This window comes from Ruegeria sp. C2 (assembly GCF_056537765.1).
The window spans coordinates 25,704-39,312 of sequence record NZ_JBQFRZ010000010.1 but is presented as its reverse complement, the minus strand read 5'-3'; the positions used below and the strand labels follow the sequence as shown (position 1 = coordinate 39,312).

Annotated in this window: 4 protein-coding genes and 1 pseudogene; 1 reads left to right on the top strand and 4 read right to left on the bottom strand. The window is 55.5% G+C overall.

Going from position 1 to position 13,609, the window contains the following annotated elements; genetic code table 11:
• Positions 1-82: 82 nt before the first annotated feature.
• Both ACR0IV_RS19430 and ACR0IV_RS19425 read right to left on the bottom strand, forming a co-directional pair.
• On the bottom strand, positions 83-2,182 hold the full coding sequence (locus tag ACR0IV_RS19430; RefSeq protein WP_480660405.1) for a YjbH domain-containing protein: 2,100 nt from the start codon (positions 2,180-2,182) through the stop codon (positions 83-85).
• Between the two features lies 1 nt (position 2,183).
• Entirely contained in the window at positions 2,184-2,849 is a 666-nt protein-coding gene (locus tag ACR0IV_RS19425) for a sugar transferase (protein WP_480660407.1), read from the bottom strand.
• A gap of 393 nt (positions 2,850-3,242) precedes the next feature.
• On the opposite strand from ACR0IV_RS19425, the gene ACR0IV_RS19420 reads away from it, so the two are divergent.
• Positions 3,243-4,001, top strand: a complete 759-nt coding sequence (locus ACR0IV_RS19420; RefSeq protein ID WP_480660409.1) for a metallophosphoesterase family protein — start codon at positions 3,243-3,245, stop codon at positions 3,999-4,001.
• A 711-nt stretch (positions 4,002-4,712) separates the two neighbouring features.
• Here ACR0IV_RS19420 and ACR0IV_RS19415 read toward each other — a convergent pair.
• Both ACR0IV_RS19415 and ACR0IV_RS19410 read right to left on the bottom strand, forming a co-directional pair.
• Positions 4,713-5,403: pseudogene (locus ACR0IV_RS19415) on the bottom strand (IS6 family transposase).
• Positions 5,404-5,559: 156 nt separating this feature from the next.
• A complete protein-coding gene (locus ACR0IV_RS19410; protein WP_480660411.1) occupies positions 5,560-13,227 on the bottom strand; it encodes a hypothetical protein in 7,668 nt (2,555 codons plus the stop codon).
• Positions 13,228-13,609 lie beyond the last annotated feature (382 nt).

Here is a 13,609-nt window from a genome sequence, read left to right as displayed (position 1 = left end):
GTGCCCCTGAGCAGATTTAAATCCTCCTGTGCTTCGCCGCAGGAGATCAGAAGCAGAGCCACGCATGTCGACCAAAGCGCTTTCATCGCCAGAACCTACCCCAGCTACGGGACAAGTCCTGGGCTCGAGCTTCGCGGGTCACATCGTACAGTCGGTTGCGAACGTGCAACCGCGCACCCCCATCGCGTAGAACCGGGCGGATGGTTTGGCTGATCTTATTGCGTGAAGGGCGTCCGGTCAGCCACGAGACGGGGATTTCCAGCCGGATACCTTTGTCGAACGAGCCTTCGCCAAATTCGTCGGAACTGACATTTGTCAGGGTAAAGAAGGCCCCCAGCTTGAAGCCGTTGTTGAATTCACGATCAAGTGAAAATGTGGCGCCATAATCGCCAGCCAGATAGCGTCCGACATCGATTTGTGCATGATAATCGCCGGGCAGGTCGTAGTAGGCTGATACATGGCCGGTAGCGACGGAATAGTCCTGAAAGCCAAACAGGACGTCAAAATCGCGTTGGGCAACATAGTTGGCTTCGACTCCAAGCGCCAGTCTACTATCGGTGGGGTACCAGAGCAGCTCGCCTGAGAATCCACCGAACATGGTCTCGAGGTAACCCAGCGTGGTACGGGCATAGAAGTTGGTGGCCGGGCGCCACATATACTCAGCAGTCATATGCTCAATCCGCAGATTGGACTCGCGGGCATAGATGTTCCAGTCCGAGCGCACCCTCGGCAGGGTTGAATCTGAGGGCCGGGTGCTGTTGTCCAATGTGCTGAGGACCGGCTGACGTAGCCCAGTCGAAAAAGTCAAACCCGGCGTGACTGTGTAGTCCAGCCCCAGCGCCGCGCCCAGCTCGTATCGCAGCGGGTCGTCGGGATCGAAGAATGAGAAGTTCAGATAGGGCCCGAACCGGTACGAGAAGTGCGGATACGCATCGCGCAAGATGCTCCCTTCGATAATCGGGAGCGTGTCCGAAACCTGCGCCCGGGCAAAGCTGCGCCAGGCATTGTCGGGGTCGTGCTCCAGCTCGTAGAGGTCGTTGCGATCGACCCGCACCGCGCTCAGCGGGACGCCGTTTGACATCAGCGCAATGTCGAAACGCTTGGTCTGGGGGGGCTGTTCATTTGCCAATACGCGGGCTGTGCGGCCAAGAGCCTGTGCTGCCTGGCTATAGCGATCGTTCTCGACCCCGACCCGGACGGTGTCGCCGGTGTCGGACAAATAGACAAGCCGCAGTCCCTCCTGATCGAGTGCGGCCTGAAGCCTGTCCCGTATGTCGCGGGTGCTGCGATCTGCGGTCGCGGCAGCGACCTGAGACCTGGGCTGCAAGGGTGGCGGCGCGGAACCCTGCCCGCCAGGGGTCACCGCCTTGCGCGGATCGATGAAGTAGCTGTAGGTAAGACCCAGTGTCGTGCCATAAAGGTAAGACGTGGTCAGCTGCGATCCGTTTTTGAACTGGTACTGCACACCGACATTGATCGGCGAGCGGACGTCAAAACCGAAAGCCTCACGTTCACGGGTATAGAGATCTGGCGAATATTCGGCTAAGAACGTCAGCCGATCATTGTACTTCCAGCTAGCTCCGCCAAACAGGGCTGCATCGCCCCGGAACCAGTTGTCAAATTCCAGTTCGCCACCTTCGCCGTTCGAGTTCGAGGCGGGCCGTGTGTCGAATCGACTACCGAATATTCCCAACGGATTCGAGAACGCGCCGCGACCGGCCATACGCCCCCATCCGATACCACCGGTCAGCTTGAAGCGGTCTCGAAAGGTCTTAGTGGCTACGAAGTGTTCGGCAGCATAAATGCCGGTGCCCCCGAAATCGCGCAATCCCAGTACAATGGCCGGGCCAAGTTTGCTTTCTTCGCGCAGTCTGAAATGTAAATCGAAACTGCGGTCGTACAAGTCGGCACCCGCGCTGTCTGAGCTCCTGATGGTGGCATAGCGGAAACTTCCATGAACCCAGGGCAGCATCTGGAATGTCATCGTCGCCCGTCCGGTATCCCTGAGTCCTGAGGCTGTGAATACAAGCGTCCCGTCGTCAAACATCTCTGCGGTCGGAATCTCTAGCAGGCCCGGCGTACCATATGTCGATACGGTCTGCGCTTGCCCTATGCTTGCAACAACAGCGCACAGAAAGGAAATCAGGGCTTTGCGCGCAAGGGGTGTGGCTCGAACCCTCACGTCACGTACCGCTGCGTTTTAGCATAACAGTAAGCGTCCGCCACACGATACGTGCTTCCATCGCTAGACCGGCATTCGCGATGTAATACAGGTCCGCCTTTACCTTCTGCCGAGTCGCGTCTGTTCCCTCAATGTAACCCAACTCAACCTGTGCCCAGCCGCTGATCCCGGGACGAACACTGTGCCGTTCTTGGTATCCTGGCACTTCCGTCAAGTATTGGCGGGCATGTTCGATGTAGTCTGGTCGAGGACCGATTAGGCTCATTTCGCCTCGGAATACATTGATAATTTGTGGCAATTCATCAAGGCGCGACTTACGAAGAAAGCGACCAATCGAAGTAATTCTTTCCTCTTCCAACGGGCAATCAGCGCCGCGTTTGATTTTTTCAGCCGAACGCATCGAGCGAAATTTGTAAGCCGTAAATGGTACGCAGTTTCGACCCATCCGCTCCTGCGAGTAAAGCAATCGACCCTTGTTCCAAAATGGGTTCAGAACTAGCAGAGTAGCTCCACACAACACTGCGAGCGGTAGAAGGAACAAGGTACTTACAAGAAGATCAAACGCGCGCTTTGCCAGATTGAATCTGACGCTAGACGTAGTTACTGCAGATCGAGGTAGGGCTTCAATACTTGGGTCGTCCCTGCCACGCAAGTTACGATAAAACATCTTCGCTCAAAAACCTCGGCACGATTTTTGTTGAAAGTAATCATGGGCGAGCTCCATACAGCCCAATAAGTCAAGATGACTATATAATTTAGCTCAAGCTGTCAATGCGTGCCTCGGGTGGATGTTTAAGTATAAGATATATATCAGAGTAAATTGCGCCCTCCAGTAGGCGGAGCGATTTTCAGCTTATGGTATAACTCATACTGAATATTACTGTGCTTTCTGTACGCCAGATGACGTCCACATCCAGTCCAAGGGCGTATTGGTCTATTTGACTGCAATCTCCAAACTGCTGGCTGGTTCAAGGCAAGGCTTGTTCTGAACTCAAAGAAGGGATATCGAGCAATAATTCCGATTGGTGGCGACCCCTCCGCCGCGTTGTCGCGGCTCAAAATGACCCAAACAGGAGATTCCTTCGACTTGCTATCATCGTTCATTCGAAACTTCCGGCGGCATCCTTCATTTGAAACGCCATCGCCCGAAAGCCCGATCTGTGTTATCGGCGATATCCATGGTTGCATGTCGCTTTTAGAGAAACTGCTACCGCGAATACCTAGGGATCATCGGATTGTTTTAGTCGGTGATTATGTAGATCGCGGCGAGAACAGCAAGCAGGTGTTGCGACTGATTAGTAGCCGTCCTGACTTAACTTGTCTCATGGGTAACCACGAAGACATGTTACTGAGATTCCTGCAGAATCCGGTGCAAAACGGCCCCCGATGGTTGCTCTATGGGGGACTACAAACATTAGCTTCTTTTGGTGTGGGTGGTGCCCGCCTCGAGATGAGTGAGGCAGAACTAATCGATTGTCGCGACAGCCTTGCCGAGTTGATGGGCGCACCATTGATCCAGTGGTTGAAAGACTTAAAGACCTCAATTTGTTCTGGAAACGTGTTTGTGGCACATGCCGGTGCTGATCCAAGCACACCCTTGGACCAGCAATCTGACGAAGTACTTATGTGGGGCCATCCCGATTTCGGGACTATAGACCGCCAGGATGGTGTATGGGTCGTCTATGGACACAGCATTGTCGAGCTCCCAACCGCGCGACGGGGGCGTATTTCTATTGACACGGGCGCTTATGCGACTGGTGTGCTAAGTGCGGTTTGTCTGAGCGGTGGGGAACCTGCATTTATCGCCACCCAGCCGTAGTGCCGAGGTATGACTTAACACGTTTGATTCATTGTTTAAGAGACCAAATGCCTTGAGGCCTTTTAAGTAACGACTTGAGAAAGTGATCCGTGTACTGACTCATATGATGCAAATGCAAGCCGATTACCGCAATTAGTAATTCTCAGTTCAATTTTGCCACGCCAAAGCCCTGCAAAACCGGCGCAAGATACTATTAATAATAGCTTTTTGGTGCCATCAAAGTATCCATCTTGCATAAAGCCTGGCCTCTCACTTCGATCGTTTAGCAAGCCTCCAATGCAGCCCTGTGGCATGTGGCAGCTTAAGCCGCTGAGTCAATGCTTCTAGTAAAGAGCAAGGGCAGTCAATTCTAACGGAAGTCCCTTTCTGCTAAGGTATCCACCAAACGCACAGTGGGCTACGTGCGCCAACTAGCTTATTGGAGAAATGTACGTGAAGTAGTCAGCAGTAGGCACGGATCGAGAGGGACCGACCGAACGGGTTGTCGCCGCTCCCTCTCTTCCTGTGAGTGGTAACAGTTTGTACCAACGCCAAAGTATTTGATCACACAAAAAAGTCAATATGACTAAATAGTAAAAATGACACAATACGCATTTCTTAGGTAACGTTGAGGGCTGCAAGTATCCTGACCGGTATGTATTCAAACAAACGGAACGGCAGGCCGTGCTGAATTTATTTGAGTCTTCGTGACAAATACTGATGAGGTGTCGTTCAGGCTTCCATTTCTGAAGTGTACTCGCTCCAGTGTGTGAAAGCATCTGAACACGCGTGGCGGTATGAGACTGCGGAGAGTTGGTATCGACGGGGACGGAGACTAAGCATTGTCTGGTCTTATGCCGACAGAATCCGTTGAGCATTTGGTGGGAAATGAACCACCCTGTTTTCTTGTCTCGTTTCCCTGTTGGCCGGTGCGACACTGCGAATGGGTTTTTCAGGTCCTTACGGGCGTAGTGGTCGGCGTATGGAACGAACTTGTTGACCGGCTTTATGTAGCTGCGCAGCGTGTCTGTGATTACGATGGTCGGTTCATCGAATAGATCCACCAGGCTTTCAACGAAGCGCTTTGCGGCTTTCGCATTTTGACATGTTTGTACGAGGGTGTCGAGGATATCGCCACTTGCGTCGATCGCGCGCTGTAGCCAGCGTTTTCTACCGCGGATAAAAATCAAGGTTCGTCCATTTGCCACTGGTTGTTTGGTCGCGGACGTTCTCGTTTAATGCAGTTTGTGAAACACTGTCCAAACCGATTGACCCATAGCCGGATCGCTTCCCTGCGCACAATCACTTCGCGCGCTGCCAATGGGTCCTCAATTTGTGCCGTACTTAGAGCAACGCGATGGTATGACCAAGCTGCACAGGCAATGGTCTCGCGAGGATTGCGCAGCCCATTCAGGGACGGCATAGTGATCGATCTCTTCTTGATACGCAGTTCATCAACCCAGGAACGAACAATCACATGGCAATACCTAATCTACAGCAGTGTTTGAGGCGTCCGGCGATCAATGTCAAAGTTTGCGGCAAAACCACCGCTCGTAAGAAAGGTCAGATCTCTATGGCGTTAGAAGTCGATCGAAAGCTTAACCTGCCCGCCAATAGACATACTGTTTTCTGACAAAGACCCTCCGAATTCTACACGAAGGGCAGTCCGCTCAGACATAAACATATCCAGCCCACTTACGATATCGAGGCGGGTTCTGTCGAGCGAACTTCCAGAATTGAAACTGAAGTTGCTGATATTTGAATCGACAAAGCCTGCTGTAGCGATTGGTGATGGATCGGTGAGGAAGTGTATGACCCCTAGCGACAGTTTCGGGCGTATCAACATGCCGGATTGAGTTGTATATTCGGATCCGAAATCAGCGCCCAAATGAACATGGACATTTGTGTCTTCGCGCTGGTCATGAGCCAGAGCATACGTTCCGCCCGTTTCTGTATAATCGTCCACGGACTGGTGTTCGACACCTAGGCCCAAGCGGGGTATGACGTACCAGTCATCCCCCTCGATCAATGTCGACAGCTGTATATGCCCGCCGTAAGACCAGATATCTTGCTGGCCTGTTGCAGTACCGCCGATTGTCGGGTTCCGGGTAATGTCATTCTCGGTTTTGCCGGCCGAAACTGCGGTGGCAAGTTCAACCGCACCGATTTGGCGTTTCAGCGTCAGACCAAATTGATACCGTTTGCCATCACTCGCTGCGTCGGCGTCGGGGGTGCTGAGCTGGGTTGTTTCATAGGACAGACCCCCGCCCAAAATCCAGTCGTTTTCAAACCGGGTCTGGGCACCTGCTGCAAATCTCCATGAGGTTTCAGTGAACCCGAGAGTTTCCGAAGTGCTGTCCTGCTCGGTGCGCTGACCGCCTAGCCGGTACCAGGTACATTGCCCCTGGTCCAAGAAGCGTAGATTCCCGTCGCGCTGTGGACAACTCAACAGGTCATCACGGAACCGCTGCGACGCAGTGAGAGAGGCAATTTGTGCATGGCTCAAGACTTCGGCACCGAATGTACTCATCGATGTCGCATATTCTTCGGCAGTTTCTATTGCCAGCAGTGCCGAATAGTCTTCGTCCATGAAGTCCGGGTCAACGTAGAGCGCGTGGATTACTTCAGCGATACGTCGCTGGTTGGCATTGGATGCCGCCAAGATGTCTTCGTTTGCGAAATGGATGTGGTAGTGCAGGTGGCTCGTCCCGTCATCAGCTGTCAGCAGATCGTATTGGCCCGCCACCGAAGGCTTGAGCGTCAAGTTAGATAGGTTCGAAGATCCTGCGACCGTCAGGAATTGGCTTTTCGATACGCCGTAGCCCGCCCCCCAGTCCTCGGCCATTTGGATTTCGACGGTGCCGCTCAGATCGGCGTCGCCTCCGATATGCAAATTGTCGGTGCGCATGATTGGTTCTGAAGCCGCCGGGTTCAGCGTTATAACGAGCTTGCCGGTTTCACTTTGAGTGAAATGACCTTCGACATTCGAATGGCTCACCACGTTGGCATGACCGACAGCAAACTCACCATGATTGGTTATTTTGTCGACCATAAAGACTTCGCCGGCTTGAATGTTCGCACCTTCACTATTAACGGCGTATATCTCCGAGGCTTTGAGCCAATCCCCAACGATTGTCCCATTGTTTGTCACGGTCACCGTTGTGTCCTTGACGTTTATTGCGACGCCGTCTGATCCAAGAGTGGATGTAATTGTCCCGTTATTGATCAGCGTATTTTCGTCGGTGCCGTTTTTGATGAACACGCCGGCACCGTCTTCAGCGTCGTCGAAATACGCGGCTTTACCGCCTGATACTGTCGCACCTTCGGCGATTTCCACGGCGATTTTGCCCATGCCATCGCCAACACTCTGTGCAAAAATCCCATGAGAGCCATGACCGGTCACGTTGATGTCGCCGCCGACCGTGACCGAGACCATCGTATCAGTCGTTGTTGTGCTGCTGGGGCCACCTGCGCTTTGCGCGAAAATCCCATGCGCCGCTTTACCTGTGGTGAGTATGGTGCCATCGCTATAATCGACCGTCACGGCACCGCCTGTTCCAAATCCACCGCCATTGCCGATATAGACTGTCGGATTAGTGGTGTTGGAACGATCAGACATTCCGGCGACGCCACCACCGCCACCGACGGACTGCGCGAAAATGCCCACCGACCCGCCACCGACAGTCGAGACGTTGCCCGACGCGGAAACACTCACATTGCCGCCATCGCCGGTCGTAAACGGATCGCCCGACATACCGATCAGATCGTTACCGAAATAAGACGACGCGCCAAACGTCACGGCTCCAGCGTAGCCACCGCCACCGCCGACTGACTGAGCGAAGATCCCAAATCCGGCATTTGCATCGACATCCGGGGACGACAGGTTTGCACCAGTGCTGATGGAACCGGAATGGGTGACAGAAACACTTCCACCATCCCCAATGCTGAATCCACCGCCCCCGACAGTTGTGTCACCGGTCGCATTGTCCACACCGCCCATAACGGCCCCACCACCGCCGCCGACCGATTGAGCGAAAATTCCCGGTGAATAGAGGTCGCCTGTTGTGATCGTGGTGGAGGTGTTACTAATGCTCACAACTCCTCCATCGCCCGACGCGCCTTCTTGCCCTCCGACTGTGAAGGAAAACTGGATGTCGCTTTGAATGTCGGACAGATCAACGCCAGGATCTACATCTGTCGAACCGCCACCGCCGCCAACCGATTGCGCAAAAATGCCGACTGTACGTTGACCGCTTGTTGAAATGCTACTTTCACCGATAGAAACCAGATCAACCGTTCCGCCGTCACCGGCCGCTCCACCTGATCCACCTATGGTCAATGAGTGGTTGTCTTCGCCGCTCGCGGATCCAGAAGCGCCGCCGCCGCCGCCAACCGATTGCGCAAAAATGCCATAGCTGGCATTGCCCGTCGTCGATGCGGCCCCGTAATGAAACACAGTGACAGTCCCGCCATCGCCTCCAGCACCGCCACTGCCGCCTATCGACAAATTGAAGTCCGACCAGTTTGTGATCTTTTCGTACGGAGAATCGTCTGTCGCGTTACCATAGGCATCGTCGATATCATCGGCAGTTTGGTTGGTTGTAAAACTGTCAAAGCTTGGGGACGCATTGCCGCCCGCGCCGCCGCCGCCGCCGACAGATTGAGCATAGATTGCGTGAGAGCTGTCGCCGTTTGTGACGACCGCACCTTCTTTTAACACCAGAACCGTGTTTCCGTGGCCACCCGTACCACCGGAACCACCAAACTGCGCGTTTAAGGAGAACTCCGTTTCAGAGCTGTCATCAGTATCGGTGTCCTCACTGTCGTCACTATCTTCCTCTCCGTCTTCATCATCACAAGCTGTGCTGTTTTGGTTGACGACCGAGAAATCACACAAGCCAGAAACATCCAGGCCATAGTTCGACGCACCGCCGCCGTCTCCGCCGCCGCCACCAACGGATTGCGCGAAGATCCCGTGAGAGTTTGTGCCGCTTGTTGTGATCGTACCCCCGACACCATGTTCCAGAGTTACTTCACCAGCCACCGCACCCGTTCCAGCGGAGCCCCCGACTGCAAAGTTCATCGATAGATTGACCGAACTCTCGGACCCTTCGCCTTCTTCTTCGCTGCTATCCTCTTCTTCGGAGCCTTCTTCCTCGCCGTCCTCATCATCTTCGCCATCGGAAAAGGCGGTTTGGAACAGGATATTGCCGCCACTCCCCCCATTTCCGCCGTTCCCACCGATGCTTTGCGCGTAAAGACCAGCTGAGCCAGCGCCCTCCGTGGTCACATCGCCCGCGTTTTCTATGACAACTTTTTCTCCTAAAGCTCCGAACCCGCCTTCGCCACCAACAGTTACTGTTATATTGACTGCGCTTTCGGACTGGCTTTCAATATTGGCGAGCACATTATAGGCGTTGCCGCCTGCGCCACCGTTGCCGCCGATGCTTTGCGCCAAGATGCCTTGGCTGGCATCGCCGACCGTCGATATGGACGTGCCTGTTGCGTTGGTCACGGTAACAGTGCTCGCCTCTCCGCCTGTTCCTCCGGCGCCCCCTATCGTCACGTTGACGTCAAGCGTTGTGCCTTCAGTGCCGACATTTGCGGTGCCCGAATAGGCTGTGCCTCCAGCCCCACCGCCGCCGCCGATGCTCTGTGCAAGAATGCCGATCGAACCAAAATCATTGGTGGCGATAGCGCCTGCGTTATCGACCACTACGGTATTGGCGTTGCCTCCTTCTCCACCGTCACCGCCGATTGTGACGGTCACGCTGCCAGCGGGAATTTCCGGATCAAGACTTGCATTGATACCCGTTTGCGCAGCAAAACCACCCGCGCCCCCGTTGCCACCGATGCTCTGTGCGGCAATTCCAGTGGACTGAGTCCCGGTGGTTGTAATCGAAGATTCATTTACCAATGACACCGAGCCAGCCGAACCGCCCACACCACCTGAACCGCCAAGCGTGACATTGACGTCACCTGCAGATATGAGAGTCGCTGACAGAGCTCCTCCACCCTTTCCGCCCGATCCCCCGATACTGGCTGCAGCGAGACCGAAGCCCAGCGTTCCGCCGGTGGTGATTGAATCGCCTTCGGAAATAAGAGTCACAGTTCCGCCTTCGCCGCCTTCGCCACCAGCGCCTCCAAGGCTAACATTAACTGCGCCGATATTGGCGCCACCGCCGCTGGCCGTAAACCCACCCGCACCACCGGATCCGCCCGAGCTGAGCGCAAGGACACCGTCACTCAGATCACCTTCTGTGACAATATTGGACTTCGTGGACACCGTAACATCGCCACCGGCGCCACCAGAGCCACCGTCACCACCCAAGGCAACGCCTACACCGGTTGTGGAGAGGATATCCGCAGAAACAGCCGCGCCACCGATACCCCCGCTGCCACCGATACTCAGCGCCTTGATCGCTGTGGATACCGCTCCTGCTGTCGAAATCGTACTGTCATCGGCTATGACAAACACATCCCCACCGCCCTTGGCGGATCCGCCACTTCCTCCGACCGAAACACTGACAGCTCCGCTCATGGATACGGCACTGCCCGATATAGTGGCATAAGACGCGCCGCCTGTTCCACCAATGCTCTTGGCCAGAATGCCGTTTGAGGTGTCGCCGCTCGTTGAAATCCCGCCGTCAGAGGTGACAAAAACCTCTCCACCGGCGCCGCCTTCGCCACCGTCACCGCCGACACCAACGTCAACCGATGTCACCGCGATCAATGACCCGGCGACCGTTGTTCCCGAATGACCGCCACCGCCGCCAACCGACGAGGCCAATATACCATGAGATGCGTCGCCCGTTGTGGTGATAGATTCCTTGGAGTTGTAGGTTTCGGAGGTTTTGACGCAACCATTAGAGTATGTGCTTTGGAATGCTCGGCAGACATTGACCGTTCCGCCATCGCCGCCGCCGCCTCCATCGCCGCCAACCGCCGTGCTCAAGGACAGGAAACCCGCCGAAGCTGACGCAGCTACAGTTGTGCCCGCTGTACCGCCGGATCCACCGACACTGTTGGCCACAATTCCCATTGCATGGTCGCCGCCCGTTGTAATGGCGCCTCGGTAGATGACCGAACTGTCGCCGCCATCCCCAGCTCCACCGCCCGTGCCTCCGTTGGCAACCGAAACAGATGCGCCAATGCCAACAGAGGTGGACACTGCGTTACCCGCATGACCACCGCCGCCACCAACACTTTGTGCGACAACGCCACTTGAGAAATCACCTTCGGTCGCGACCGTGTATTCAAAATAATTGTAGTCCCAATCCGTGACTTCTACGTCGCCGCCATGACCGCCGATACCGCCGTCGCCACCAATCGCAACTGAAAACTCCAAACCAATCCCCAGGCTGTTGGAGCCTTTGCCACCGCTGCCGCCGACTGACTGGGCAAAAATGCCGTCGGAATGATCGCCCGAGGTTGATACTTCTGCCCCCGCCGAGACGGTCACGTCGCCACCGGTTGCGCCAATGCCGCCGCTGCCGCCAACCGCGTAAACGCCCGAGGTTGACTTTGACGAGGCTGAGCCACCGCCGCCGCCGATGCTTTGCGCAAGTACCGCTTCGGAGTGGTCGCCATCGGTGGACAGGTAGGTATTCGAACCAACGATCACATTGACGGAACCACCCGTGCCACCAAGGGAGCCGGATCCGCCAACCGAATATATCCCGCTGGCCGAGCCGCCATCGCCACCGCCGCCGCCAATTGACTGCGCGATAATACCCCGTGCGCGTTCACCGGTGGACTGAATGTTCGGCTCATCAATCCAGGTGTCCAGGTTGGCATCCACAATAACCTCACCGCCGGCGCCACCAGCTGACCCGGAGCCTGCGAGACTAGAGATGCCCGAACTGCTCGCGCCACTACCGCCGCCGCCGCCGATGCTTTGCGCGAAAATGACGTCGGAATGTGCGCCATCTGTGGTGTACGTTCCATCGTCCAAAGTGACTTGGACCTTACCGCCTGCGCCTGCGGACTCCGAGCTGGCTCCGTAAGCGACAATCCCGGAAGCGCTGCCGCCATTGCCGGAAAAGCCACCAACACTTTGCACCAGAATGGCGTCAGACTCATCTCCCGAGGTGGAAATCGCACCGTTCATCTCTACTGTTACGGCACCACCAATGCCTGAACCAGCGCCATCGCCGCCGCCGCCGCTACCTATAAAGGAGCTGCCCTCGCCGCCATCGCCACCAGCGCCACCATAGCTGCGCGCAAACAACGCGACCGCGTCGTTGCCAGAAGTTTCCAGCGTAATGCTGTTTGCGTCGGACAAGTCTACATCAATAGTTCCGCCTGAGCCACCGGATCCGCCATCACCACCATTCGCATCTCCATCATTATTTTCTGCGTCGCCACCGTCGCCGCCGTCACCTGCGATGGAATTGAGGAGAACACCGACGGCATCCTCGGTCGATATGGTGACGTCAGAATCCGTGCGCGCCGAGAAAACAACATCTCCGCCTTCTCCACCGGTCCCACCAACGCCGCCATCTGCGTCAGCAAGTCCGAAATTAAAAGCATAACCACCATGGCCACCATCGCCGCCAGACGAGTCAATCACAACGCCAGATGATCCAGCTTGACCAGGGTCGATGGTCACTGTGCCGGTGAAATCGACGGTTGATGTGCCACCTTCGCCGCCGGTTCCCCCGGTTCCAGCGCGTGAGAGATACGCTGCAGCTTTGGACGTTCCACCGTCTCCCGCGTCGCCGCCACTGCTGTCTAGATTAACTGTCGGCTGCAAGGTCTCATCGGAAATGTTAAGAACCACATCTTCGAGGCTGGCCGTAATAACTCCGCCGAATCCTCCATCACCACCCCAGCCGCCATGACCGTCGCCGCCCGAGTCGGAGAAGGCTTCGGCCCCATGGCCGCCAGTACCGGCGCTTGCAGTAATCGCTACCGTCGAATCTGAGCTTAGAATCGTAGTACCCGAGACTTCCAGATAGGCGTCTCCAGCGGTCCCTCCGGTACCACCAGTCCCGCCGGTTCGGTTTCCTGTGCCCCTGTTCTCGCCTGGACTGTCACCGTCAGACCCTTCGGTTAACATGAGGACGCCAAATCCGACCGATTGCTCCGTTGCCTCGATTGTGAAATCGTCTGAGTCCACTCCCAAATCGAGATCCAACGACAAGTTGGGGCCACCCAAAAGGGAGTCGATGCTTTCGCCTACGAAGCCGACTGCTGCGATGGCCGAAGAATCGGAGCTCGATACGGCGATGGAATCACTTGTCACATCTTCAATCTTCAAACTGTAAACCGTTGTTCCACCGGTACCGGTTACTGATCGAAGAATGGGACTTGTCAGATCGCCGGTGCAGGTTTCCGTGGTGCCGCTGGTTGTACAATCAGCGTGTGCCCGAACTGGCATCAGTGGTAAGATAATGGCGCAACTGGCCATTAAAATCATTCGAATTCTTTTTTTTGGTTCGAAGGTCTTCTTGTCAGCCATCCCGTTGGCGGCAATCGTCTTTTTTTTACCATGGGCCCTGAGAGTCATTTCGCTAAAGTCTGGTCTCGCGCATTTAAAGTTGGGCGTGATCTCAAAACCAGCGGATGCGATGTTTCGGAGTAAATCTCTTTCTCCCATAAAGTTTTGGACATGAGAGGGCATACAG